Raw genomic sequence first — 25948 nt, forward strand, 5'->3', positions numbered from 1 at the left:
CCTGCTTCGGCCTCTTTCAAAATCCGGATGATTTGTTCTTCTGTAAATCGTTTTTTCATGCTCATCTTCCTTTTCAGTGATGAACATTACTAAGTTATTCGTGGATTAGAAAGCGGGGAGCAGGTCATAATTGCTCTTTACGCTTTTTGGGTCGATTGGAGAGCGCTAAAAGAGAGTCCCCAAGCTTACACTGTCGAACCATTTAAAAAGAGACTGGAAAGGTTCCATCAGCGAAAAAATTTGCAAAAAGGAACTAGATGATGATGCTCAGAGGATGATCAGGTCTTAATTAGTACAACTATAGAAATTACATCAGTTGCAAAAACTAGAAACAGTTAGTTCAGCAACCTATCCATACGATTAACGCTAACCACTCATCCCATCAAGATACCTTACAATTTTCACAAGTCCATCTAGCGTGGCGGTTTGTTTGGCAGGAATGCCTCCAGTTCCTTTGTTATCTGAATGCATAAATGCTCGCATCCAGTCTTTGTCACCGCTTGTGAGAATGGATAATTTCCTGGCGATGTCGATGATATAAAGCGCTCTCTTACCCTCTTTTGAATTGAGGTCTATACTCCCTTTTGTTTCCATTTCACTGAATGACGAGTGCTCTACCCCAAGCGCATCTGAGAGCTCAGATGAGTTAAGTCCAATTTCATCAGATGCATTGAGTAATGCTTTTAACAAAACTAAACCTTTCTCAGGTTGTGTTTGTTCATTAACATTCATGCTCCATTACCTCACCGAATCAAAGCCCTTGTTTAGATTTTTACCACCTGTATTAATGTTCACGCAATTAAGTATTGCCTAGCTTGTCACTACCAATGTTTTACACACGAACACGTCCACACATTATCTAGCATCTATAACTCATCCATCATCAGGCTAATGGTCAAATTTTTAAGGTAGGTCCGTGACACCATAAACGACAATTTTACATTTGGGATTAATTTTCGTGACTTTTCAAAAAGCCTAGTTGACACTAATTGTCGTAAATCTACATCCAATAATCTTCAACTTTTTCAGAAATTTACATACATTTAATGGCAATCTATTAGACCTTTGGGACAGTTTTCATAAATCACTATACATGTAGATTTTTCACCTTCCGAAGCCGAGGGTCACAGGTTCAAGTCCTGTCGGGCGCGCCATTTTTCCCGCTCATAAAAAAACCGCCACGGGCAGCCCGCAGCGGCATAGAGGAAAACTAATAAAGCTATATCAGTTATCCTCAGCATAGTCTTGTCCGCTTTTTACCACTATAGGATAAATTCCTTTTTTGCTGTCAGCGCCGCTTAACTCTACACTGCGGCTATGAAATCATTGACCACACTGCGGCTGCCCTCCCTGTTTTTATTCACCGCGCTGACAACGTCAGCCCTGGCGGAGCAAGCTCACTGGAAAAAAGCCGACTACATCTCAGACAGTTTTATAGAGATCACGCTTGACCGCGAGCACGGCGGCCATCATGGCAAGCTCAGTAAGTGGCTGAGCCCGATCCGCTATCTGATTGACGACCGGACTGCTGACGAAGCATTACATCAACGCATGGTATCGCAGCATTTGCACCATTTGTCAGCGATTACCGGACTGGATATCAAACCTTCGACTCACCCCCAAAAGACGAATCTACGCATTATCTTCGGTTCGGAAAAGGATTTAGATCAGGCGCTGCTGCAGGATTTGGGGCTCAATAACAAACAATTTCGTCAACAAATCATTCATGACAGTGTCTGCGTAGCCCGGGTCATGGCATCGCCTCAGGGAGAGATCAAAGCGGCCAGTGTGCTGATCCCGGTCGACCGGGCCCGGGCGCATGGCAAGTTGATGAGTTGTGTAGTGGAAGAACTGACCCAGGTGCTGGGTCTGGTCAATGATTCAAGCCGTGTTTACCCGTCTATATTCAATGATCGCTCATTCAATGATTTTCTGAGCGGGCTGGATTATGTCTTACTGAAACTACTTTATGAACCGGCCATCAAAGCTGGCATGGATCAGGTTTCGCTTCGCCAGCAGCTCAAGCTGATTTTATCCCGTCCTGCGTTTGTATCGCTGATTGACTCGGCTGAACAAGCAGTTCAACAAGACAGCCTTGAAAACTGGCTCAACTGACAGACAAAAAAAGGGCCCTGCAAGCAGGGCCCTTATCATAGTGAATTTGCTGTTTACTTGTTATTGGTTAACATCAAACTCCACACGACGGTTGAGTGCACGACCGGCGTCGGTGTTGTTGTCAGCAATCGGGAAGTTTTCACCCAGACCTACTGGTACCAGGTAACGACCATCAATACCACGTGAAGTCAGGTAATCAACTACTGACTGCGCACGACGTTGTGACAGGTCCTGGTTATAAGCTTCGGTACCAATGCTGTCAGTGTGACCTTCAACACGTACTTCAACGATCTGGTCAGTTTCTTTCAACAGGGTTACCGCTTCTTCCAGCGTGTCTTTTGCTGCAGGAGTCAGTGTTGCTTTATCAAACTCGAAATGAACGTCTGTCAGAGTCAGCAGGTTTTCACCTGGCAGTGGACAGCCATCCTGGTCAACGATGACACCTTCTGGAGTACCTGGACACAGGTCGAGGTAGTCAGCAACGGCATCATTGTCAGAGTCCAGCGGACAACCAACACGATCAACAGTTACACCTTCCGGGGTGTTACGGCACAGGTCGATACCATCGTAGACACCGTCACCATCGGTATCATAGGCACAGCCATTCTGGTCAAGCAACGCACCCGGTGGTGGTTCAACGGCACAGACAGGTTCTTCAGTCACTGGCTCTTTGGCCTCAGCTTCCTGAGGGCAGAGCAACAGACCCAGCATACCGCCTACTGCGGCACCACCGGCTACACCTGAACCACCGTCAACAGCGGCAGTTGCAGCACCACCGACGAGTGCACCACCAGCGGCGCACATGAAGTTTTTGCCCGCATCACGTTTGGCGGGGCCAGAACAACCAGCTAACAAAGCTGCCATGAACAGAGCAGCAAAAAATTTGCCTGATAGTCTCATTTTGCCTTCCTTATTAATTATTGATTGAAAAATGAAATTGATATCGCCATACGCTTGTGCACGACTGATATCGGACTGTTGTAGTTTGACTACATAATAGACCTGATTTCAAGCGACGTCTAATAAATTTCCATAATTTCGCTTTTTAATGTCGCAAAAAAGCGACAAACTACATTCTGCCGATAATCCCCGAGTCTTCTGGCTCAAGTGACAGTCCCTGAATTGATTCGTCTTCCGGCAACTCGCCGGATTCCGCGCCCAGCTTGATCATCAGCCGGACCTCATTGGCTGAGTCGGCATTCTTCAGAGCTTCCTCATAAGAAATCTCTCCGGCTCTATAAAGATCGTAAACCGCCTGATCAAAAGTCTGCATGCCCAACTCCCGCGACCGCTTCATGACATCCTTGATTTCAGACACTTTGCCTTTTTCGATCAGGTCACCGATCAGGGGGGTATTCAACAATACTTCGACCGCAACTGTCCTGCCACTGCCGTCTTTTTTAGGTATCAGGCGCTGCGCGACCACCGCTTTCAGGTTCAGCGACATATCCAGAAACAGCTGTCTGTGCCGTTCCTCGGGGAAGAAGTTGATAATCCGGTCCATCGCCTGGTTGGCATTATTGGCGTGCAGCGTCGATAGACAAAGATGACCGGTCTCGGCAAAGGCAATGCCGTAATCCATTGTGTCACGTGAACGGATTTCACCGATCATGATGACATCCGGAGCCTGCCGCAATGAATTTTTCAGTGCGATTTCATAAGAATCGGTATCGATTCCGACTTCCCGCTGAGTGACGACACAACCGGCATGTTTATGATCGAACTCAATCGGGTCCTCAATACTGAGAATATGCCCGGTACTGTTCTGGTTACGATAGCCAATCATTGCTGCCAGCGTAGTCGATTTACCACTGCCGGTGGCACCGACAAAAATCACCAGCCCGCGTTTGGTCATGGCCAGCTCTTTGATAATTTCCGGCACATGCAGTTCTTCAATGGTCGGGATTTCATCCTTGATACGGCGCAACACCATCGCAACGCGGTTACGCTGGAACAGGGCGCTGACACGGAAACGGCCTGCCCCCTTGGTTTCCAGGGCGTAGTTACATTCCTTGTCACGTTCAAAAACTTTCTTCTGTTCATCGGACATGGTGCTCAGCACCAGATCCCTGGCCTCATCATCTGTCAGCGCTTCCTGGGACAATGTCGCCATACGGCCGTTGACCTTCAGCGTTACCGGCCGGCCGGCAGTGACAAAGATATCTGAGGCGTCGTGTTTGACGGCGGCTTTTAGAATAGTGACGATTTCCATCGTGAACTCCTAGCGGAACAGGTCTTTGTTAACAGCACGCGGCAGGGCTTCCTGCTTGGTCACCTGCTGTCGGCGTACCAAATCCTGCAGACATTGATCCAGTGTCTGCATACCCAGAGCCCCGCCGGTCTGAATCGCGGAATACATCTGCGGTACTTTGTCTTCACGGATAAGATTCCGGATCGCCGGTGTACCAATCATGATTTCATGGGCTGCAATGCGGCCGCCCCCCACTTTTTTCATCAGCGTCTGGGAAATAACGGCCCTTAATGACTCTGACAACATAGAACGCACCATATCTTTTTCCGCAGCAGGGAAGACGTCGATAATCCGGTCGATAGTTTTGGCTGCCGAGGACGTATGCAGGGTACCGAATACCAAGTGGCCGGTCTCCGCCGCAGTCAGCGCCAGACGGATGGTTTCAAGGTCACGCAGCTCGCCGACCAGGATGATGTCCGGATCTTCACGCAATGCACTGCGCAGGGCTTCACTGAAGCCCAATGTATCGCGGTGTACTTCACGCTGGTTAACCAGACATTTCTTACTCTGGTGCACAAATTCAATCGGGTCTTCGATGGTCAGAATATGTTCGTTGTCTTTTTCATTACGGTAATCCACCATGGCGGCCAATGTCGTTGACTTACCGGAACCGGTCGGACCGGTGACCAGTACGATGCCGCGGCGATTATCCGAGATGGTTTTGAAGATTTCCGGTGCATTCAGATCTTCCAGCGTCAAGACCTCGGAAGGAATGGTCCGGAAGACCGCGGCCGCGCCACGGTTCTGGTTAAAGGCATTGACCCGGAACCGCGCCATGTTGGGAACTTCAAATGAAAAGTCGGCTTCCAGAAACTCTTCAAAATCCTTACGCTGTTTATCGTTCATGATGTCATACACCATGGCGTGGACTTCTTTATGTTCCATTGGCGGCAAATTGATTCGCTTCACATCGCCATCGACGCGGATCATTGGTGGTTCGCCAGCAGAGATATGTAAATCGGAAGCTTTATTCTTGACGCTGAAGGCGAGCAATTCGGTGATATCCATCCACGTTCCCTTTACTGATTGGTGTAATCTATGCGCTTTAACGGTCGAAGCGATTAAACATAAAGTAGCGCGCTGACTTCGGGCTTGCAAGATGACTGAGATAAAAAAGCGTTTCCACGCTATTAAAGACAATATCAGGCTGATAGAACAAGAATCCGGCCGGACTCCCGGCTCGGTGACATTACTGGCAGTCAGTAAAACCTGGCCGGCTGAGAAACTGCGGCTGGTTGCTGAAGAAGGTCAGCAGTGTTTCGGCGAAAATTACCTGCAGGAAGCGCTGGAAAAAATGGATGCGCTCGCTGATCTTGACTTGGAATGGCATTTTATCGGCCCCATTCAATCCAATAAAACCCGTGATATCGCTGCCCGCTTTGACTGGGCGCAAAGCGTGGATCGGCTCAAGATTGCCCGGCGGCTGAACCAACAGCGGCCAGACAGCCTGCCGCCGTTGAATGTGTGTATTCAGGTTAATATTGATGAGGAAGATACTAAATCGGGTGTGACGGCTGACAAGGTGCTGCCGCTTGCCGAAGCCATCTCTGAACTGGATAGACTCACACTGCGGGGATTGATGGTCATTCCCGCCAGGCACAGTGAAGAATTAGCACAGCGAGACAGTTTTAAACGGGCACAGGATTTGTTCAATTCGCTGCAGCAGCGCTTCAAGGGTATCGATACACTGTCGATGGGCATGACCGGTGATCTGAATGCGGCGATTGCCGAGGGCAGCACGATGGTAAGAATCGGCACCGCGCTGTTTGGTCAGCGTGATACCCGTCAGGCTTAATAAGCTTTACACTGACGGACAAGGCAACTCAAATAAAGGAAGGGGTTTAAATGAAAGACTGTACGCTCGCTTTTATCGGCGGCGGCAACATGGCCCGCAGCCTCATCGGCGGTCTCGTTAATAATGGCTTTGCGGCACAATCAATTCATGTCGCCGACCCCAGCACCGAGAGTCTGGAACAATTATCCGCACGCTTCCCGGTGCGAACTTTCACTGAAAATGCCGCAGCTATCGCCAATGCGGACGTTGTAATTCTCTCGGTTAAGCCGCAACAACTGCAACAGGTCTGCCGCGAACTCGCGCCGCACTGGCAGCAGAATAAACTGCTGATTTCCATCGCCGCAGGAATTCGGCTCGACGATATCAGCCGCTGGATTGGTCACCCGGAATCTGCAGTAGTTCGGGCTATGCCCAATACACCGTCCCTGGTCCGTGCCGGCGCCACTGCACTGTGCGCCAATGCCCATGTCAGCAACGCCCAGCATGAACTGGCAGAATCCATCCTGCGCGCTGTCGGTCTGGCATTATGGGTCAAGGATGAACAACAGATGGACGCTGTCACTGCCCTGTCAGGGAGTGGCCCGGCCTATCTCTTCCTGGTGATGGAAGCCATGCAGACGGCCGGAATGGATCTGGGCCTGCCTGAGGAAACTGCCCGCCTGCTGGCGCTGGAAACCGCCTTCGGCGCAGCTAAAATGGCACTGGAAAGTGATGAGTCTGCCTGTGTGCTGCGCCAGCGGGTGACCTCGCCAGGCGGCACCACCGAACGGGCATTGAATGTATTCGAAGATGAAGATTTACGCGGCACCTTCAAAAAAGCACTGAGTGCAGCCGCATCACGTGCCGGGGAACTTGCTGATCAACTGGGACAGGACTATGACTAACGGTTATTTTGCCAATCCGCTGATTTTTATTGTTGAAACGCTGTTTTATCTCTACATGGTCGTGGTGGCGCTGCGGCTGGTCATGCAATGGGCAAGCTGGGAGTACCACAATCCGCTGGTACAGTTCATCATCAAAGCCACTCAGGTACCGGTGAAATTCCTGCGCCAGTTCCTGCCGGCCATGGGTCGCTGGGATACCGCCACCATTGTCCTGCTGATTGCCGTGACCTTACTCAAGCTTGTCATCGTCGGCCTGATTGCCGGCGCCTTGCCAAGCGGACTGCTGTGGCTGAGCCTGATTGCTGCCGAGCTATTTTCTCTGTTTATCAGTATTTTTACCGTCAGTATTATTATCGAGGTCATTCTCAGTTGGGTCACACCACCCGGAAGCTATAACCCGGTAGCCCCGCTGGTCCAGCGCATGAATGCGCCGTTGCTGACACCGGTGCGGCGACTGATTCCGCCACTGGGTGGCGTCGATTTATCGCCATTATTTGTCATACTGGGACTGCAGGTGCTATCGATGCTGGTCATGCCTTTACTGACCGGTCGTATTTAATTGTCATTATTGCGCTCAGCGCCCAGTCTGATTAGACTTATCGCTTTTTTTACAGGAATCAACCGTTTATGCCGGAATCGATACCAGCCGACTCCGTTGGTTTGGTAAGCCCCGCCACACTGCATATCGACTCGCCGTTGAAATTGGATTGTGGCCGCACCTTGTCCAGCTATGATCTGGTCTACGAGACCTATGGTGAACTCAACGCTGATCACAGCAATGCCGTGCTGATCTGCCATGCTTTATCCGGCGACCATCATGCTGCCGGCTATCATTCCATGGATGATCGTAAACCTGGCTGGTGGGATACCGCGATCGGCCCCGGCAAGGCGATTGATACCAACCATTTTTTTGTGGTGTGTCCGAATAACCTCGGCGGCTGCAAAGGCTCAAGCGGTCCCAACACCATCAACCCTGAAACCGGCGAATGTTACGGACCGGACTTTCCTATCGTGACCGTACCCGACTGGGTGCGCAGTCAGTCCGTGCTGGCCGACAAGCTGGGTATTAGCCAGTGGGCGGCCGTCATCGGTGGCAGCCTCGGTGGCATGCAGGCGCTGCAATGGGCCATCAGCCTGCCGGAACGGATCCGGCATACGGTGATCATTGCGGCAGCGCCCAAGTTATCAGCGCAGAATATCGCTTTTAACGAGGTGGCCCGGACCGCGATCAAGTCCGACCCGGATTTTCACGACGGCGATTACATGCGCTTTAATACCCTGCCGCGGCAGGGGCTGGGTCTGGCTCGCATGCTGGGGCATATTACCTATCTTTCCGATGAAGCCATGGGTCAGAAATTCGGTCGTGAACTGCGCAGTGGCGCCATTCAGTACGGCTACGATGTCGAATTCCAGATTGAGAGCTACCTGCGTTACCAGAGCACCAGCTTTGTCGAACGTTTTGACGCCAATACCTATCTGCTGATGACCAAGGCACTGGATTATTTTGATCCGGCCAAAGAGTTTGATGACGACCTGACCCGGACCGTGGCCAATATCCAAGCCAAAGCCCTGGTTATGTCCTTTACCAGCGACTGGCGTTTCTCACCGGTACGCTCCAGAGAGATTGTCAATGCCCTGCTCGCCGCCGGTAAGCCGGTCACCTATGCCGAAATTGAAGCGCATCAGGGGCATGATGCTTTCCTGATGCCTATCCCGCGCTATCTCGATATCTTCGGTACCTATATGCAGCAAATTGCAGCGGAGGTGGCAGCATGAGTTTGCGACTCGATCAGCAAATCATCAGCGACTGGATACCGGACGGCGCTAAAGTACTGGATCTGGGCTGTGGTAACGGCGCCCTGCTTAACCATCTGCAAGAGCGCCATATCACCGGCTACGGTCTTGAAATCGATAACAGCAAATTTGCCGACTGTATTCGTGCCGGTATCAACGTACTACAGGCTGACCTTGATGAAGGCCTGTCCCAGTTCGCCGATCAGAGCTTTGACTTTGTGATTCTGTCGCAAACCTTGCAGGCCATCAAACGACCGGACTTCCTGCTCAGAGAGATTGTGCGGGTGGGTAAGAAAGGCATTATCGGCTTTCCCAACTTCGGTCACTGGCAGTGCCGTATGCAGCTGGCGCTGGGCGGTCGTATGCCGGTGTCCAAGGCGCTGCCTAATGCCTGGTATGAAACACCGAATATTCATCTGTGTACGATCAAGGATTTTGAACAGCTCTGCGCCTCCAATAATCTGACTGTGCTCAACCACAGCATCGTCAATCACGAACATAAAGACAGCCTCGGTATCCGCCTTCTGCCCAACCTGTTCGGACAAATCGCGGTTTATCTGGTGCAACAACAAAAAGACTAATGAAAGACTATCAACGCGAATTTATTGAGTTTGCCCTGCAGACCGGGGTATTAAAATTTGGCTCATTCACGCTGAAGTCGGGCCGTCAGAGCCCGTACTTCTTTAACAGTGGTCTGTTTAACAGTGGCGCCGCCTTGGCTCGTCTGGGCCGCTTCTATGCCCGCACTATTGCCGAGTCCGGACTTGAGTTTGATGTCCTGTTTGGTCCCGCCTACAAGGGCATTCCGCTGGCTTCGACCACCGTCGTCGCATTGGCGGACCAGCATGGTCGCGATCTGCCCTATGTATTCAACCGCAAGGAAGTGAAGGATCATGGCGAAGGCGGTCAACTTGTCGGTGCCGAACTAAAGGGCAAAGTGCTGATTATCGACGATGTCATTTCCGCCGGCACCTCGGTACGTGAATCGGTCGACATTATTCGCGCCGCCGGCGCCGAGCCTGCCGGCGTGGTCATTGCGCTGGATCGTCAGGAACGGGGACAGGGGGATTTGTCAGCGATTCAGGAAGTGCAGGCCGAGCACAACATTCCGGTGCTCAATATCATTTCGCTTAACGATCTGCTGGGTTATCTGCAGGACAGCCCCGAACTGGGTCAACACCTGCCTGCCGTCAAAGCCTACCGCGACCGTTACGGCGTTTAGCCCAGTATCAGTTTGATTGATACCAGCAGGGTGATGATCTCAAAAGCCCGTTTAATCCAGCGGTTGCCGTGTTTGATGGCCAAATGCGAACCCAGATAACCACCCAGCAGTGAGCCCAGCAGCAAAGCCGGTAACCAGTCCCAGCGGATATCACCGAGAATGCCCAGTGTTACTGCGCCGGTCCCATTCCAGAACAAGCCGACGAGAATCAGTGTGTAGGCAACGGCCCGCTGGTAATCCATACCGAACCACATTACCAGCCAGATCGTGACAAACAGGCCAGTTCCTGAAGTCAGCGAGCCGTTCAGAAAGCCCAGAAAAAATAACATCAGCCCGCCCAGTAAAAGCCCGCGACGATCACGGTGGCTGGGGCTATAGTTTTGACCGAGATCGGTTTTCAGCATCGAATACAGACCGAGACCGCCGGTCAGCAGACCCAGTGCGATTTCAGCCCAGCGATCCGGCACCTGCAGAATCACACTGCCGCCCAGCACCACGCCGGGCAGGCCGCTGATAAGCATCAGCAGGACAAACTGCCGTTCCAGATGACTGCTTCGCAGGTAACGCAATACCGCACCCAGCCCCAATGCCACACTGGCCACTTTATGCGTTGCCAAAGCCACCCCGAAACTGAGCCCCAGAAAAATCAGTACCGGGAATTGCAGCAATCCGGCACCGCCACCACTGAAAGCCGAGAAGGTATTGGCTACCAATGACACCAGAAACAGGATAAATTGGTCAATCAGGTTCAACTTTCAGCGAACTCACTTTAGAATGAAGGCCATGATGATACGTAAATTCCTTTGTCACAGCATCTCTGTCCTTGTATTTTTTGCTTTCGGTGTTCAGGCCGGTCAACTCTACCGCTACCCTGATGAAAACGGCGTGCTGACGCTGAGTCGCAGCCTGCCTCCGGAGGCGGCCCAGAAGGGCTATGACATCATTGATGATAAGACCATGCGTCTGATTGAACGAGTATCTCCGGCGCCCACTGAAGATGAGATAGAAGCATTAAAAGCAGAGCAGGCCCGTGAAGCGGAGCGCCAGCGTCAGCAGGCACTCGAAGCAAGGCAGGATGAGGAAGCCAGGCAGAAACAGTATCAGTATGATCGTACCCTGCTGCTGACTTATTCTACTGAAGCGGACCTGATTGCAGCTCGGGACAGGGATATCGGTTATCGCCAGGAGCAGATAGATTTACTGTCGGCAAAACTGCCCAAGTTGCAGCAACGGCTGGAAACCGTGCAGAAAGAAGCCGCTGAACGTGAACTGAGTGGCGGTAAGATTACGACCAATATGCAAAAACGACTGGATGCCGCACAGGAAGAAATCCGTGTGCGCAAACAGGCAATGGAAAAGTATCAGGCGGAAATCGAGAAATTAAGGGTCCAGTACCAGCAGGATCTGGAACGCTTTAGGCGACTTCGAGGCATTGAGTCCCCGCAGGACTAGACCAGCGTATCAATCACTGACAGCAGATGCTGGTTTTCGCTTGGCGTGCCGATGGTGATACGCAAAAACTGGTCAATCCGCCGCTTGTTGAAGTGGCGGACAATAATACCCTCTTTACGCAAACCAGCCGCCAAATCAGCCGCATCGTGCTGAGGATGACGGGCAAATACAAAATTGGCTGCTGAGGGTAAGACTTCAAAGCCCAGTTCCTGAAGCCCCCTTGTGACCTTGTCGCGGCTCTGAATCACCTTGTCACAGGTCTCTTTAAAATGCGTCCTGTCACGAAAGGCGGCGATACCGGCGGCCTCGGCAAGACTATCCAGTGGATAGGAATTAAAGCTGTCCTTGACCCGCACCAAGGCTTCAATCAAATCGGCATGACCGACCGCAAAACCAATCCGCATGCCGGCCAGTGAGCGGGACTTGGACAAAGTCTGGGTCACCAGCAGATTAGGATACCGCTGCGTCAGCGGAATCGCCGTTTCACCGCCAAAGTCGATATAGGCTTCATCCACCACGACGACCGAATCCTGATTGTTCTGCAACAGACGTTCAATCTCGGCCACGCTTAACAGGCAACCGGTGGGCGCGTTGGGATTGGGGAAAATAATACCGCCGTTATCACGCAGATAATCATCAATATGAATCTGGAAATCCGCCGTCAGCGGTATGGTCTGATAATCGATCTTATACAGCTGGCAATAAACCGGATAGAAGCTATAGGTGATATCCGGAAACAGCAGCGGCGGTTCATGCTGAAACAAGGCATGAAAAATATGTCCCAGCACCTCATCAGAACCGTTACCGATAAACACATTGGCCGTATTGACCTTGTAATAATCCGCAATCGTCTGCTTCAGCTCACGCGAAGTCGGATCGGGATAGAGACGCAAACGATCGCTGACGCCCAGTTGAATCGCCTCTAATACCTTGGGTGACGGCCCGTAGGGATTCTCATTGGTATTCAGCTTCACCAGATTGGCCATCTTCGGCTGTTCACCCGGCACATAGGGCTGCAGATTGTGAACAAAGGCGCTCCAGTAGCGACTCATGTTTAATCCTTTAGACGATATTCAGCACTACGCGCGTGTGCGGTCAGACTCTCGCCGCGAGCGAGTACCGAGGCCACTTTACCCAGACTCTGTGCCGCGTCTTCCGAAACCTGAATCAGGCTGGAGCGCTTCTGGAAATCATAGACACCCAGTGGCGAACTAAAACGGGCGGTCCGTGAGGTCGGCAACACATGGTTGGGGCCGGCACAATAGTCACCCAAAGCTTCAGGTGTGTATCTCCCCAGGAAAATCGCACCGGCATGGCGGATTTTCTTGGCCATTTCCATCGGGTCGTCGACGGATAATTCCAGATGTTCGGCGGCAATAAAGTTAGCCACTTCGATAGCTTTGTCCATGCTTTCGACATGGATTAGCGCAGCACGATTCTGCAGCGAAGTGGTGATAATCTCTTTGCGTTCCATGGTCGGCAGCAAACGCTCAATCGCTGCTTTGACCTTCTCCAGGAAATCGGCATCCGGCGAAATCAGAATCGATTGCGCATCTTCATCATGCTCGGCCTGTGAGAACAGGTCCATCGCAATCCAATCGGGATCGGTTTTGCCGTCACAAATCACCAGAATTTCTGACGGACCGGCAATCATATCAATGCCGACCGTGCCAAACACCATGCCCTTGGCTGTGGCGACAAAAATATTCCCCGGTCCGACAATTTTATCGACCTGCGGGATGGTTTCGGTGCCATAAGCCAAGGCTGCGACAGCCTGGGCGCCACCGATGGCAAAAATGCGATCGACACCGGCAACTGCGGCAGCAGCCAGCACCAGTTCATTGACTTCATCGTCCGGGGTGGGTACCACCATAATCAGTTCACCGACACCGGCGACTTTAGCCGGTATCGCGTTCATCAATACCGAAGAAGGATAAGCCGCCTTGCCGCCGGGCACATAAAGTCCGGCGCGATCCAATGGTGTAACCTGTTGTCCCAGTACGGTGCCATCAGCCTCGGTATAACTCCACGATTCCTGCTTCTGATGTTCATGATACTGTCTAACCCGGTCAGCCGCGGCTTCCAGCGCCTGCCGTTGTACCTGCGGAATATTCTCCAGCGCCGCCCTGGCACGATCCAGTGAGATTTCCAAATCGGCCATCGTCTCGGCCTTAACCCGATCAAAACGATGGCTGTATTCGATCACCGCCGAATCACCATTTGCTTTAACCGCAGCCAGGATTTCCCTGACTATGGTCGTTACCTTGTCATCAGACACGCCTTCCCAGGCCAGCAGGGTTTCCAACTGCGGCCAGAAATCAGCCTGTGAAGCATCCAACTGTTTCATATCAACCATTATTCTGTTCTCTAACTGCATTGCGGATTTGTTCGATAAAAGTCTGGATCCGCTTGTGCTTCATTTTCATCGACGCTTTATTGACTACTAAACGGGAGCTGATATCCGCGATATGTTCCATCGGTACCAGACCGTTGGCGCGCAGTGTGTTACCGGTATCAACAACATCGACAATCCGGTCGGCAAGTCCCACCAGCGGTGCCAGTTCCATCGAGCCGTAAAGCTTGATGATTTCCACCTGCTCGCCTTTCTCGGCATAGAAACGGCGGGTACTTTCGACAAATTTGGTAGCGACCTTAAGCCGACCATTGGAAACCGGCACATCCGGTTTACCGGCTGTCATCAGCTTGCAACAGGCAATTTTCAAATCCACCGGTTCATAAAGCTCGGCATGCGGATGTTCCATCAGCACGTCTTTACCGGCAACACCGATATCAGCACCGCCATACTCGACATAGGTTGGCACATCAGAAGCGCGAACGATAATGAGGTTCACATCAGGCTGATTGGTTTCCAGAATCAGTTTTCGGCTGGTTTCCGGATCATCCAGCGGCTCGATACCGGCTGCCTTGAGCAAAGGCAGGGTCTCCTTAAAGATACGCCCTTTGGACAACGCCAGCGTCAAAGCATCAGACACTAGACTGCCCTCCTGACAGCGCTGGGTATGCGGCGGATACGGGCCCCCAGTTGCTGTAGCTTCTCTTCAATACACTCATAACCACGATCAATGTGATAAATACGTTCTACTTCCGTATCACCCTCTGCCACCAGTGCGGCCAGCACAAGACAGGCTGAGGCCCTGAGGTCGGTTGCCATCACCGGCGCTGCAGTCAGAAAGTCCCTGCCTTTGCAGACCACGGTATTACCTTCAATTTGCAGATGCGCGCCCATGCGCTGCATTTCCTGCACATGCATAAACCGATTTTCAAAGACGGTTTCAACGATGGTCGCCTGGCCCTCGGCAATACTGTTGAGCGCCGTGAATTGGGCCTGCATATCGGTCGGGAAAGCCGGATAAGGCGCGGTACGGATATTAACGGCTTTGGGTCGATTGCCTTTCATATCGAGCGAAATCCAGTCATCACCCACGCCGATATGAGCACCGGCTTCTTCCAGTTTTAGCAGCACGGCTTCCAGCTGATTGGCATCGGTATCTTTCAGCTTGACCCGACCGCGAGTTATCGCCGCAGCAACCAGATAAGTGCCGGTTTCAATTCTATCGGGCAGGATTTTGTATTCGGCACCGCTAAGTGATTTGACCCCTTCAATGATCAGCGTCGCCGTACCGATACCACTTATTTTGGCGCCCATTTTATTGAGATAATGCGCCAGATCAACAACTTCAGGTTCACGCGCCGCATTCTCAATAATCGTGGTACCTTGAGCCAGCGTCGCCGCCATCATCAGATTCTCGGTACCGGTCACGGTGACCTGATCCATGAAAATATGGGCACCCTTCAGCCCCTTGCCACTGGTTGCACGGATATAGCCATTTTCCACCCGGATATCAGCACCCATCTGTTCCAGCCCGCGAAGATGCAGATCTACCGGCCGCGAACCGATGGCACAACCACCGGGCAGCGAAACGTCGGCCTTGCCGTACCTGGCAAGTAACGGACCCAGTACCAGAATCGATGCCCGCATGGTTTTAACCAGATCATAAGCCGCTTCGGTATCAGTCAGCGTACTGGGATCGATAACCACACCGGAACGTTCATCAACCGTCAGCGACACCCCCATGCGTCCCAGCAGTTCCAGCGTCGTTGTAATATCGTGCAGATGCGGGACATTACCAATACGCACCGGGGAGTCGGCCAGCAGCGCGCCCATCAGAATCGGCAACGCGGCGTTTTTGGCACCGGAGATACGGATTTCGCCGTCAAGCGCGACGCCACCGTTGATGATCAATTTATCCATGTTTTCGTTTTCAGGCTCGCGTTAGCTTAGCGGGGGGCAGAGGTTTTGAGACCCAGCGCGTGCAATTCGCCACTGGTGAAACGGTCACCTAAAGTCGCTTTGACCATTTTGTGTTGTTCGATCAGGCTTTTGCCGACAAAGGAAGGACTGACCACTACAGCATCGAAATGCTGACCATCATCCCCTTTCACTTCAACATCGGCATCGGGCAGACCTGCTTCGATCAGGGCTTTTATTTCAGAGGCTTTCATATCAAATTATCAATTAGGTTTGCTGTTTAACGGGTAAAATATCGTCCAGACCACTGGCCTTGGCAATCGCCAGCATCTGTGAAGGAACGTGCTGAAATTGAATAGGCTTATTGCCTACTCTGGCCTGCCGCATCCAAGCCACCAGTAAAGCCAGACCCGCGCTGTCGGCGCGGGTCACATTGGCAAGATCGATATCCAGTCTGGCGGCATTGTCAAACAGACGCGTCGACTCTGACAGCACGGCTTTTGCGGTTGCCAGTGTCAGCTCACCACTGACGTTATAGGCCTGACTGTCAGCGTCAAACCTGATACTGAATAAATCACTCATGCTTTGACTTTCTGATTACGCTCAGCCAGATTCTTAATCAGCTGATCCATACCACCGCTACGGATTTCATTGGCAAAGCTGGAGCGATAATTGGTGACAAGGCTGATGCCATCAATCTTGACGTCATACACCTTCCAGGCATCCTGTTTGTTCTGATACAGAGACAGAGACATACCGATAGACGGCCCTCCTTTCTGAACCACTTCCATCGGAACGGTGACACGCTTACGGCTCAGATCATCACGAAACGGCAACATTTTGATTTCTTCGTCGGTGTATTCCAGCATGGCTGTTGAATAAGTTCTGATCAGCAGCAAACGGAACTCTTCAACAAAGCGCTCACGCTGCTCAGCATCAGCTGAACGCCAGTTTTTACCCAATGCCAGTTTCGACATTTTTTCAAAGTCAAAATGCGGCATCAGAATCGCTTCAACCAGGTCGTAGATTTTGTCAGGATTTTCTTCCAGCTCGGCTTCGTTATCCTTGAGTGCTTTGAGCATATCATCGGACGCTTTTTTCACCAGCGCCTGTGGCTCAGACATCGCTTCTGCCGTTACGGTCAAAGGGCTGAAAGCCAGCGTTAAGGCTGACAGCATCAATAGCGATTGCATCAAAAATTTGTTCAGCATGGTCATTATTCGTCACCTTCCGCTTTACTATAGAGGAATTGTCCGATTACCTGCTCAAGCACCAGCGCAGGCTGGGTTAAGTCTATGACATCCCCTTGTTGTAAAAATTCTTCTTCCGCACCGGCGACCAGACCGATGTATTGTTCCCCTAACAGGCCGGCGGTGTAGATGCTGGCTGAAGTGTCGAGTGGAATCGTATCAAACTGGGAGTACATATTGATGGTCACTTCGGCATTGTAGGTAGTCGGGTCAAGATTGATCGCTGCAACCCGGCCCACGCGTACCCCTGCCATTGTCACCGGAGCTCTAACCTTGAGACCACCGATATTTTCAAATTCCGCAGTCACCTGGTAACCGGCGTCATCGGTGAAGTCGCCCAGATTACTGACTTTCATGGCAAGCATGAACAGGGCAGCGATCCCCACGGCAACAAACATCCCGACAATAATTTCGGTACTCTTATTCTGCATCATTTTTATTCATCTCCAAACATCAACGCAGTCAGCACAAAGTCCAGCCCCAGAATCGCAAACGCAGAGTGCACCACGGTGCGCGTTGTTGCTCTTCCGACCCCTTCCGAGGTCGGTGTGGCATCATGCCCTTCAAACAAAGCGATCCAGGTTACAACAAACCCGAACACCACACTTTTGATGACCCCGTTAAGAATGTCATCGTAAAAATCTGTCTTGGCCTGCATCTGAGACCAGAAAGCACCGTCATCGACCCCCAGCAGACCATGGCCTACCAGGAAGGCCCCGATAATACCGACCGCACTGAAGACCGCCGCCAATAGGGGCATGGAGAGAAGACCAGCCAGGAAACGCGGCGCAATGACACGGCGGATTGGATCCACCGCCATCATTTCCATACCTGACAATTGTTCAGTGCTTTTCATCAGGCCGATTTCTGCCGTCAACGCTGAACCGGCACGACCGGCAAACAACAGGGCACTAACCACGGGGCCCAGTTCACGAACCAATGATAGCGAGACCAGCACACCGAGAGACTCCTCGGCGCCGAAATCCACCAGCGTATTATACCCCTGAAGGCCGAGCACCATACCGACGAACAGGCCGGAAACCAGGATAATCAGCAGTGACAGTACGCCGACGGAATACACCTGCTGGATGACCAGAGAAAAACGCAGAAACAGGCCCGGGACACCCGCCAGGATATGCAACAGAAACAAATGCCCTCGCCCCAGACGCTCAAACGTGCCCAGCCCCCAGCGGCCGAGACTCCGAATCAGGTTAATCATGCATATTCCTCTGGCTTGAGTAAGTCTTCTTCAAAGTCCGGGCCGGCATAATGGAACGGCACCGGACCGTCCGGGTAGCCATGCATAAACTGCTGTACCCATTGGGAGCCGGACCCACGCAGTAGCACCGGGGAACCATGCTCTATAATCTTGCCGTCGGATAGCAGATAGATGTAGTCAGCAATTTCAGCCGTCTCCTCGACGTCATGTGACACCACGATACTGGTTAAACCCATCGCATCATTAATACGATGAATCAGGTTTACCAGTGTCCCCATTGAAATCGGGTCCTGGCCGGTAAACGGCTCATCGTACATGATCATCATTGGTTCCAGCGTCACAGCACGCGCCAGGGCGACGCGACGCGCCATACCTCCGGACAGTTCAGCCGGCTGCAGATTGCGGGCATTACGTAAACCCACCGCCTGCAATTTCATCAGTACCAAATCGCGAATCATCGACTCGGGCAGGTCGGTATGTTCTCTGAGCGGGAAAGCGACATTGTCGTAAACAGTGAGGTCGGTCAGCAAGGCACCACTTTGAAACAGCATGCCCATCCGTTTACGCAGCTCGTAGAGATCGGAGCGTGAAAGTTTATGGACGTTTTGACCGTCAACTTCGATCGTTCCCTTGTCAGGACGTAGCTGGCCACCTATCAGTTTTAATAAAGTGGTTTTGCCGGTACCGCTCGGGCCCATGATAGCCGTGACTTTGCCGCGCTCAATATCGATGTTGACGCCTTCAAAGATGGCACGGTTACCACGATAAAAGTGCAAGTCCCTGATCTTTACCAGTGGCACGCGTTTCTCCAGCATTATCAGTCAAGAATGAAAGGTCGTTAATTTTGGTGAATAAGCCACACTAAGTCAAATTGGCTTATGGAAAAATGCAGGCTTATCGGCTAGAGTGTGCACACCAGTTTTTGGTCTTAAGGGAATAATTCACATTGGCTTCTGTTCAGATTCCGTTCAGACTTCATGTGCTAATTTCCTTTACGCATTCATAATAAATCGGAGAGATATGATGAAGAAGTTTTTACAATTCTTTGCGACTGCCATGATGGTAGTGCCTATGCTGGCTGCAGCGCACGGCCCGACTCGTCAGCAGGTCAAAGAAACCGTATTCATTAACGCTGCCCCGGAAAAAGTCTGGGAAGTTGTGAGTGATTTCGGTGGTCTGCATAACTGGCACCCTGCCATCGCCAGCACCGAGATGAAAGAAGACAACATCCGTGTTCTGACCCTGAAAGCGGAAGGTAATCCGACTATCACTGAAGAACTGGACAAAATCGACAACGAAAAAATGATGATGATCTACACCATTGAAGAGATGAGTGTTGTCAAAACTATTGAGTTTAACAGCCAGGAAACACCTTATTACACTTTGCCAGTCAAAAACTACAAAGCCTGGTTGAGTGTTAAACCCAAAGACAGTGGGTCTGAAGTTACCTGGAAAGCGAAATTCTATCGTTCCTTCATGGCCAACCCGCCGGTGCCTGAAGGTCAGAGTGATGAGGATGCTGTGAAAGCGATTGAAGGTGTTGCCACAGCAGGTCTGAACAACCTGAAAGCCATTCTGGAAAAATAATGCTGTTCACGCTGAATCAGCCTATTCAAAAGGCGACCCGGTTTCGGGTCGCCTTTTTTGTGACCCTGGCCCTGACGCTCACGGGCTGCTTTGGTGAAGACAAACAATATGCGTTGATTACCAATCAACTGGCTGACAATGTCAGTGTGATTGATGTTCACGCCGGTAAAGTCATCAAGGAAATCAATGTCGGTGATGCGCCTGCAGGTATCGCTGTCAGTCCCGGCAGCAACAGAGCCTTTGTCAGTAACCCGGACAGCCGTACGGTATCTGTCATTGATTTACAGACGCTTGAAGAACTGCGCCAGATTGAAATCGGTAGCGGACCGGTCGGCATTGTGGCTGACAGTCAGGGCGAACAGGTCTATGTCGCTGACTGGTACGACAATCATATCAGTGTGCTGGACCCTGAATCCGGTGAAATCAGTCAGACCATCGCAGTCGGTCAATCACCAGCCGGCATGGTGCTGGATGAAAGTCAGCAGCGGCTTTATGTGGCAAACCGTGACGACAATGCCGTGGCCTTTGTTGATCTCAACAGCGGTCAGGTCGTTCGCAGCATCAGTGTTGGCAAATCACCGTTCGGGATGGCAATAACGCCCGACGGTCGCTTTATTTATACCGTCAATGTGCAAAGCAGTAATGTCAGTGTGATTGATACTGAAACTGCCGAAGTGGTGACCACCATTCCGGTCGGTGAATGGCCTTATTGTGCTGTCGTCAGCCCTGACGGCAAAAAACTCTATGTCACCAACCAGGATGACAGCACAATCTCGATCATTGATGTAGAAACGAATCAGGTCACCAATACGGTTGATGTCGAAGACACGCCGGAAGGTATCGACACCTCCGCTGACGGTAGCCTGGTTTATGTCGCCAACTGGGGTAATGGAACTGTCTCAGTGATTGATGCCATGACCGAAAAAACGCTGGATACCATTAAAGCTGCACAAGGCAGCCGCGCGTTCGGTGAGTTTATTACGACGCTTGACTGAGACACCTACTTCTATTGTCGCACTGGATGACCCGGCGATCGGCCCTGCACAGGCCCTGGCTGATCGCCTGGGCCTTGTGCTGTCAGCTCCTCTGCCAGAGGAGAATCAACTGTGGCTGTCTGAACACGGGCTCGCCTTCAAAGCACCGGCATTCAACAAACCTTTCTCTATCGATTTCAGCAGCGGCAAATATGATCATCGCCGCAAGTTTGGCGGCGGACGTGGTCAGCCAATTGCCCGTGCGGTTGGCCTCAAGCAGGGTCAGACACCCAGTATCATTGATGCTACTGCCGGTTTCGCCCGTGATGCCTTTGTGCTTGCCAGCCTGGGCTGCCAGGTCACGCTGATCGAGCAGAATCTGGTACTGAGTCTGTTAATCGAGGATGCGTTGCAGCGCGCCGCTGCTGAGCCTGCAATTAGAGAGATTGCTGATCGGATGCGGCTTTACCAGGGTAATGCGATTACATTACTGGCTGAATCGGATCTCAAGGCTGATGTTATCTATCTGGATCCGATGTATCCCGGCCGCGAAAAATCCGCTTTGGTCAAAAAGGAAATGCAGTTGCTGCACCAGTTGGTCGGTGTCGATATAGACAGTGCGGAACTGCTCTCTGCAGCCCGCAGCAAAGCCGGCAAACGGGTCGTGGTTAAACGCCCCAAAGGGGCAGAATTTGTTGGTGACCAGAAACCCGCCGCCAGTGTTCAGAGTAAAAATACCCGCTTTGATATTTACCCAACAGTCTGAACAGTCAACCCTTGTATTGTTTATCCAGTTCCCGTAAGCGCGCCAGCTTTTCGGCAATTTTGATTTCCAGACCGCGGTTGACCGGCTCGTAGTAGCTGCGGTCGCGCATTGAATCAGGAAAGTATTGCTCACCCGCCGCATAAGCATCGGGCTCATCATGGGCATAGCGGTATTCCTTGCCGTAACCCAGTTCCTTCATCAGCTTGGTCGGCGCATTGCGAAGGTGTACCGGCACTTCAGCACTGCCATGGGTTTTGGCATCGTTCATTGCCGCCTTGAAAGCGACATAAACCGCATTACTTTTCGGGGCGCAGGCAAGATAAACCACGGCCTGGGCAATTGCCAGTTCACCTTCGGGACTACCCAGCTTGTCGAAACTTTCCCAGGCATCCAGCGCAATGCGCAATGCGCGCGGGTCTGCATTACCGATATCTTCCACTGCCATACGTACAATGCGTCGCATCAGGTAGACCGGATCACAGCCCCCATCGATCATCCGGCACAACCAGTATAACGCCGCATCCGGCGCCGATCCGCGCACGCACTTGTGCAGCGCCGAAATCTGATCATAAAAGGCTTCACCACCTTTATCGAAACGGCGAATCGTACCCGACAGGACTTCAGCCAGATCATTTTCATCGACTTCAGTCTGGCCTTTACTGTCAGCCAGATCGACGGCGATTTCGAGCAGATTCAATACCCGGCGGCCATCGCCATCCGCAGTTTGTGCGAGTTGATCGCGTAAAGCCTCCGAAATACTGATACCGCGGTCAGCGAGGCCCAGTTCTTTGTCTACCATTGCCCGGTCAATGATCTGTCGCAAATCGGCAGCTTCCAGCGATTTCAGCACATAGACCCGGGCCCGCGATAATAAGGCGTTATTGAGTTCGAACGACGGGTTTTCGGTTGTGGCACCGATAAAGGTAAAAGTACCGTCCTCAACATAAGGCAGAAAAGCATCCTGCTGGGATTTATTGAAACGATGCACCTCATCCACAAACAGCATCGTACGACGGCCCTGCTCCTGCTGCAGTTGCTGTGCCCGCGCCACCGCAGCACGAACCTCTTTGACACCCGCCAGCACTGCGGAAATCGTCATAAACTCGGCGTCACAATAACCGGCAATCAGCTTGGCCAGCGTGGTTTTACCGGTGCCGGGAGGGCCCCAGAAGATCATCGAGTGCGGATGGCCCGAGGCAATGGCCTGTCGCAGTGGTTTGCCGGCGCCCAGTAAATGCGTCTGGCCAATATACTCATCCAGGGTTTTGGGGCGCATCCGATCCGCCAGCGGACGGCTGGCCGGATCGGCTTCGACTTGATCAAATAAACTCACGAGTCGGTGTTAACCTTTATTGGCTGTCGCCGACCACATCAACGCCGGCCGGTGGAGTAAAGCTGAAAATATTGCGTTCGAATGTCGGGTTTTCCTGTACCTGACTGAAAATCAGCCGGGTGCGCTGATCAAAACTGTCTCGCATGATCATCTGCTGCAGGGAATCACCGTCAAAGGCCAGACTCACTGCCTGAAAATTCGACTCCGTCTCTTTGGGGGTCAGTTCCACCCAGCGCAGTCCATCGTCCGATGACAGGTTCTGGATATGGTATTTCTCTGCCGGGACCACCTCACCGGAAAGCAGGCTGGCAGGCGTATCCGCCAGGGCTTCCTGTTGTGATTTGACGGTCACCTGTTCCAGATCCACATCATAGAACCAGATCCGCTCACCATCAGCCACAATCTGCTGTGGGTAGGGTTCCTGATAGTCCCAACGGAATTTGCCGGGACGCTCGAGTTGGAACTCTCCTTCGGCTTCCTCCAGCAGATTCCCTTCGGCGTCGATAACCATCTGTTCAAAGTGGGCTGAAAAAGTCTCAACATTCTCTACAAACTGTTCCAGCTTTGCGGTCGCATCGTCGGCTGCCAACGCGGCGGTGGAAAGAAAAAAGCCCAGCAGCAGAGCTGATGATTTAAAAAAGGTCATGCACTGACTCCATTGTCCTGTGTTATTTGAGCAGACTGCGGGATCACCGTGGGGTTCCGGCCTGTTTAATCACGCGGCGGCGGGGCCAAGACTTCGCGACTGCCATTACCCTGCATCGCAGAGACCACACCGGCAGCTTCCATCGCTTCAACAATGCGGGCGGCCCGGTTATAGCCAATCTTAAGCCGGCGCTGAATGCCGGAAACTGAAGCACGGCGGCTCTCTGTCACAATCTGCACCGCCTGGTCGTACAGCGGATCGGACTCGGCGTCACTGGGGTCACCGAGGCCACCTTCACCATCATCCCCCGCCGGGTCCTGAGTGATTTCTTCCAGATAATTGGGAGCCGCCATTTTTTTCAGGTGTTCGACCACCGCATGGACTTCGTGATCATCAACAAAAGCGCCATGAACACGCTCCGGCAATCCACTGCCTGGTGGCAGATAGAGCATATCGCCCTGCCCAAGCAATTGCTCAGCGCCCATCTGATCCAGAATCGTGCGCGAGTCGATACGTGATGAAACCTGGAAAGCAATCCGGGTCGGAATATTGGCCTTGATCAGACCGGTAATGACATCGACTGACGGGCGCTGTGTTGCCAGAATAAGGTGGATGCCGGAAGCCCTGGCCTTCTGTGCCAGCCGCGCAATCAGCTCTTCAACCTGCTTGCCCACCACCATCATCATATCGGCCAATTCGTCGATAACGACCACAATAAAAGGTAATGGCTCCAGCGTCGGTGCCACTTCACCCGGCTCCACATCCATGGTCGGATCTTTAATGGGTTCGCCGCGCTCGATCGCATCACGCACTTTCTTGTTGTAGCCGGCAATATTTCTGACGCCGAGTGCCGCCATCAGCGGGTAGCGTCGCTCCATTTCGGCGACACACCAACGCAGCGCATTCGCAGCCTCTTTCATATCAGTCACTACCGGTGCCAGCAAGTGCGGAATATCCTCATAAACCGACAGTTCCAGCATTTTGGGGTCGACCATAATCATGCGCACCTGTTCCGGTGTCGCCTTGTACAGAATGCTCAGAATCATCGCGTTAACGGCAACGGACTTACCGGAACCGGTGGTCCCCGCCACCAGCAAGTGTGGCATTTTTTCCAGGTTGGCAACCGTTGGCCGGCCTGCAATATCTTTACCCAGTGCCAGTTCCAGCAAAGATTTGCTGTTTTCGTAATCCTCGCAGGCGAGGATCTCCCGCAAACGCACGATTTCCCGGGTTTCGTTGGGAATTTCCAGTCCCACTACCGGCTTGCCGGGAATGACTTCGACAATCCGCACACTGCTGACAGACAGGGCGCGGGCCAGATCTTTAGCCAGACCACTGATACGGCTGACTTTGATACCGGGGGCCGGTTGCAATTCGAAGCGGGTGACCACCGGACCGGGCTGCACCTCAACGACCTGCACCTCAACGCCGAAATCTTTGAGTTTCAGTTCAACCTGACGTGACAGCGCCTGCAAAACTTCCTCACTGAAGGCACTCTGACTGGCCTTGGGCATATCCAGTAAAGCCAGCGCCGGCATGCCGGGCGCGTCCGGGGTTTCAAACAGGGGCACCTGTTTTTCTTTTTCTTCGCGTTTGCTGGGTTCTTTCTTGTCCAGTACCGGTTCAATCCGCACCTTGGCTTTGTGCTGCAGTTTTTCTTTCTGCTCGCGGAAGGTTTCCTCGCGCTGTTGACGCGTACGGCGCGCCTGCAGATCATCTTTCATTTCGCGCAGCCAGCGGCTGACATAGACCACAGCAATCATCGCCACGCTACCCAGTTTGTCGATCACCATCAGCCAGGACAGCCCGGTAAACAGCGTGACCCCAGTGAGAAGCACCGCCAGCAATAACAGGCTGGTACCGGAGGCGCCGAAGACAGATTCAAACCCCTGGCCGACCACTTCACCGAGCACACCACCGGCGCCCATTGGCAACAGTTGCGCATACTGGGTCAGACTGAGCGAGGACAGCCCACTCGCAGCCGCCAGCGCCATCAGCAGGCCGACCATTTTCAACACCCAGAAATGCAGCGCATCATCACTGTCAGCCCGCTTACCCCAGCTGAATAATAACCAACCGGAAAAACCGACCATAAAAGGAAACAGATAGGCCGGGAAGCCAAAACCATATAACAATGCATCGGCCAGCCAGGCACCGACGATGCCGCCGCTATTGGCAATCAGATCATCAGCACCGGTCGTCGACCAGCCCGGATCGGTGGGCTCATAGCTCCATAATGACAGCAACAGATAGGCTGCCAGCGCGACGGCCAGGATCAGGGCCGCTTCACGCAGGCGGAAGCCCACTGCGCCGGCAGCTTCATTCTGTTTCTGTTTGTCATTGACTCTTGTCGCTTGTGCCACAGTAATATTTCCAACTCAGCCAATAAA

29 protein-coding genes are annotated in these 25948 nt (G+C 52.3%); 11 read left to right on the forward strand and 18 right to left on the reverse strand.

From position 1 onward, the window contains the following. Window positions 1–366: 366 nt before the first annotated feature. Window positions 367–732, reverse strand: coding sequence for an antitoxin Xre-like helix-turn-helix domain-containing protein (locus FH755_RS09585; protein ID WP_292440896.1), 366 nt, complete (start codon window positions 730–732; stop codon window positions 367–369). Between the two features lie 585 nt (window positions 733–1317). Here FH755_RS09585 and FH755_RS09590 point away from each other — a divergent pair. Continuing rightward, a complete protein-coding gene (locus FH755_RS09590; protein ID WP_292440897.1) occupies window positions 1318–2115 on the forward strand; it encodes a DUF2927 domain-containing protein in 798 nt (265 codons plus the stop codon). Window positions 2116–2175: 60 nt separating this feature from the next. Here the strand turns inward: FH755_RS09590 and FH755_RS09595 are convergent, their stop codons facing one another. The 3 genes from FH755_RS09595 to FH755_RS09605 all read right to left on the reverse strand — a co-directional run bounded on the left by FH755_RS09595 (window position 2176) and on the right by FH755_RS09605 (window position 5374). After that, the gene (locus FH755_RS09595; RefSeq protein ID WP_292440898.1) at window positions 2176–2979 is read right to left on the reverse strand and encodes an OmpA family protein; all 804 of its coding nucleotides are present in this window, start codon (window positions 2977–2979) and stop codon (window positions 2176–2178) included. A gap of 205 nt (window positions 2980–3184) precedes the next feature. Continuing rightward, a complete protein-coding gene (locus FH755_RS09600) occupies window positions 3185–4327 on the reverse strand; it encodes a PilT/PilU family type 4a pilus ATPase (protein ID WP_292440899.1) in 1143 nt (380 codons plus the stop codon). 9 nt (window positions 4328–4336) lie between these two features. Continuing rightward, window positions 4337–5374 (reverse strand): type IV pilus twitching motility protein PilT, encoded by a 1038-nt coding sequence (locus FH755_RS09605; RefSeq protein ID WP_292440900.1) that lies wholly within the window; start codon window positions 5372–5374, stop codon window positions 4337–4339. Window positions 5375–5465: 91 nt separating this feature from the next. On the opposite strand from FH755_RS09605, the gene FH755_RS09610 reads away from it, so the two are divergent. The 6 genes from FH755_RS09610 (at window position 5466) to pyrE (ending at window position 10061) form a co-directional block, all read left to right on the forward strand. Next, window positions 5466–6161 (forward strand): YggS family pyridoxal phosphate-dependent enzyme, encoded by a 696-nt coding sequence (locus FH755_RS09610; RefSeq protein ID WP_292440901.1) that lies wholly within the window; start codon window positions 5466–5468, stop codon window positions 6159–6161. A 50-nt stretch (window positions 6162–6211) separates the two neighbouring features. After that, a complete protein-coding gene (proC, locus tag FH755_RS09615; RefSeq protein ID WP_292440902.1) occupies window positions 6212–7045 on the forward strand; it encodes a pyrroline-5-carboxylate reductase in 834 nt (277 codons plus the stop codon). Then, on the forward strand, window positions 7038–7604 hold the full coding sequence (locus tag FH755_RS09620; protein ID WP_292440903.1) for a YggT family protein: 567 nt from the start codon (window positions 7038–7040) through the stop codon (window positions 7602–7604). The genes proC and FH755_RS09620 overlap by 8 nt, the downstream gene beginning before the upstream one ends. A gap of 68 nt (window positions 7605–7672) precedes the next feature. After that, window positions 7673–8821 carry a homoserine O-acetyltransferase gene (locus FH755_RS09625; protein ID WP_292440904.1) on the forward strand — a complete coding sequence of 383 codons (1149 nt, stop codon included), beginning with the start codon at window positions 7673–7675 and terminating at the stop codon, window positions 8819–8821. A 2-nt stretch (window positions 8822–8823) separates the two neighbouring features. Then, window positions 8824–9420, forward strand: coding sequence for a methionine biosynthesis protein MetW (metW, locus tag FH755_RS09630; protein WP_292441000.1), 597 nt, complete (start codon window positions 8824–8826; stop codon window positions 9418–9420). After that, entirely contained in the window at window positions 9420–10061 is a 642-nt protein-coding gene (gene pyrE, locus FH755_RS09635; RefSeq protein WP_292440905.1) for an orotate phosphoribosyltransferase, read from the forward strand. Before metW ends, pyrE begins: the two co-directional genes overlap by 1 nt. Here pyrE and FH755_RS09640 read toward each other — a convergent pair. Then, window positions 10058–10813 carry a sulfite exporter TauE/SafE family protein gene (locus FH755_RS09640; protein WP_292440906.1) on the reverse strand — a complete coding sequence of 252 codons (756 nt, stop codon included), beginning with the start codon at window positions 10811–10813 and terminating at the stop codon, window positions 10058–10060. The two genes, pyrE and FH755_RS09640, sit on opposite strands and share 4 nt — an antisense overlap. A 31-nt stretch (window positions 10814–10844) precedes the next feature. Between FH755_RS09640 and FH755_RS09645 the strand changes: the two genes are divergently transcribed. Then, window positions 10845–11513 carry a DUF4124 domain-containing protein gene (locus FH755_RS09645; protein ID WP_292440907.1) on the forward strand — a complete coding sequence of 223 codons (669 nt, stop codon included), beginning with the start codon at window positions 10845–10847 and terminating at the stop codon, window positions 11511–11513. On the opposite strand, the gene hisC is transcribed toward FH755_RS09645, so the two are convergent. Genes hisC through FH755_RS09695 form a run of 10 tightly spaced genes read right to left on the reverse strand, consistent with a single transcriptional unit; the run spans window position 11510 to window position 19067 of the window. Next, window positions 11510–12565 carry a histidinol-phosphate transaminase gene (gene hisC / locus FH755_RS09650; RefSeq protein ID WP_292440908.1) on the reverse strand — a complete coding sequence of 352 codons (1056 nt, stop codon included), beginning with the start codon at window positions 12563–12565 and terminating at the stop codon, window positions 11510–11512. The two genes, FH755_RS09645 and hisC, sit on opposite strands and share 4 nt — an antisense overlap. 2 nt (window positions 12566–12567) lie before the next feature. Next, window positions 12568–13869, reverse strand: a complete 1302-nt coding sequence (gene hisD, locus FH755_RS09655) for a histidinol dehydrogenase (protein WP_292440909.1) — start codon at window positions 13867–13869, stop codon at window positions 12568–12570. Next, complete coding sequence (hisG, locus tag FH755_RS09660) at window positions 13862–14506, reverse strand: ATP phosphoribosyltransferase (RefSeq protein ID WP_292440910.1); 645 nt, start codon at window positions 14504–14506, stop codon at window positions 13862–13864. The genes hisD and hisG overlap by 8 nt, the downstream gene beginning before the upstream one ends. Beyond that, window positions 14506–15786, reverse strand: coding sequence for a UDP-N-acetylglucosamine 1-carboxyvinyltransferase (gene murA, locus FH755_RS09665; RefSeq protein ID WP_292440911.1), 1281 nt, complete (start codon window positions 15784–15786; stop codon window positions 14506–14508). Before murA ends, hisG begins: the two co-directional genes overlap by 1 nt. A gap of 26 nt (window positions 15787–15812) precedes the next feature. Further along, window positions 15813–16037, reverse strand: a complete 225-nt coding sequence (locus FH755_RS09670; RefSeq protein ID WP_292440912.1) for a BolA/IbaG family iron-sulfur metabolism protein — start codon at window positions 16035–16037, stop codon at window positions 15813–15815. 13 nt (window positions 16038–16050) lie between these two features. After that, window positions 16051–16365, reverse strand: a complete 315-nt coding sequence (locus FH755_RS09675; protein ID WP_292440913.1) for an STAS domain-containing protein — start codon at window positions 16363–16365, stop codon at window positions 16051–16053. Continuing rightward, window positions 16362–17000 (reverse strand): phospholipid-binding protein MlaC, encoded by a 639-nt coding sequence (locus FH755_RS09680; protein WP_292440914.1) that lies wholly within the window; start codon window positions 16998–17000, stop codon window positions 16362–16364. Before FH755_RS09680 ends, FH755_RS09675 begins: the two co-directional genes overlap by 4 nt. Beyond that, on the reverse strand, window positions 17000–17467 hold the full coding sequence (gene mlaD / locus FH755_RS09685) for an outer membrane lipid asymmetry maintenance protein MlaD (protein ID WP_292440915.1): 468 nt from the start codon (window positions 17465–17467) through the stop codon (window positions 17000–17002). The genes FH755_RS09680 and mlaD overlap by 1 nt, the downstream gene beginning before the upstream one ends. 2 nt (window positions 17468–17469) lie before the next feature. Further along, a complete protein-coding gene (gene mlaE, locus FH755_RS09690) occupies window positions 17470–18252 on the reverse strand; it encodes a lipid asymmetry maintenance ABC transporter permease subunit MlaE (RefSeq protein WP_292440916.1) in 783 nt (260 codons plus the stop codon). Further along, entirely contained in the window at window positions 18249–19067 is an 819-nt protein-coding gene (locus tag FH755_RS09695; RefSeq protein ID WP_292440917.1) for an ATP-binding cassette domain-containing protein, read from the reverse strand. The genes mlaE and FH755_RS09695 overlap by 4 nt, the downstream gene beginning before the upstream one ends. Window positions 19068–19275: 208 nt before the next feature. Between FH755_RS09695 and FH755_RS09700 the strand changes: the two genes are divergently transcribed. The 3 genes from FH755_RS09700 to FH755_RS09710 are packed head-to-tail and all read left to right on the forward strand — an operon-like array spanning window position 19276 to window position 21579. Then, the gene (locus tag FH755_RS09700) at window positions 19276–19839 is read left to right on the forward strand and encodes an SRPBCC family protein (RefSeq protein ID WP_292440918.1); all 564 of its coding nucleotides are present in this window, start codon (window positions 19276–19278) and stop codon (window positions 19837–19839) included. Beyond that, window positions 19839–20834, forward strand: a complete 996-nt coding sequence (locus tag FH755_RS09705; protein ID WP_292440919.1) for a cytochrome D1 domain-containing protein — start codon at window positions 19839–19841, stop codon at window positions 20832–20834. Before FH755_RS09700 ends, FH755_RS09705 begins: the two co-directional genes overlap by 1 nt. After that, window positions 20827–21579 carry a class I SAM-dependent methyltransferase gene (locus tag FH755_RS09710; protein WP_292440920.1) on the forward strand — a complete coding sequence of 251 codons (753 nt, stop codon included), beginning with the start codon at window positions 20827–20829 and terminating at the stop codon, window positions 21577–21579. Before FH755_RS09705 ends, FH755_RS09710 begins: the two co-directional genes overlap by 8 nt. 4 nt (window positions 21580–21583) lie before the next feature. On the opposite strand, the gene FH755_RS09715 is transcribed toward FH755_RS09710, so the two are convergent. From FH755_RS09715 to FH755_RS09725, 3 genes are all read right to left on the reverse strand, one after another. Then, window positions 21584–22912, reverse strand: a complete 1329-nt coding sequence (locus FH755_RS09715; protein WP_292440921.1) for a replication-associated recombination protein A — start codon at window positions 22910–22912, stop codon at window positions 21584–21586. Window positions 22913–22928: 16 nt separating this feature from the next. Next, window positions 22929–23558, reverse strand: a complete 630-nt coding sequence (gene lolA / locus FH755_RS09720) for an outer membrane lipoprotein chaperone LolA (RefSeq protein WP_292440922.1) — start codon at window positions 23556–23558, stop codon at window positions 22929–22931. A gap of 65 nt (window positions 23559–23623) precedes the next feature. Continuing rightward, entirely contained in the window at window positions 23624–25921 is a 2298-nt protein-coding gene (locus FH755_RS09725) for a DNA translocase FtsK (RefSeq protein ID WP_292440923.1), read from the reverse strand. Window positions 25922–25948: the final 27 nt, after the last annotated feature.

Source organism: Methylophaga sp. (genome assembly GCF_009711715.1).
GTDB lineage: Bacteria > Pseudomonadota > Gammaproteobacteria > Nitrosococcales > Methylophagaceae > Methylophaga.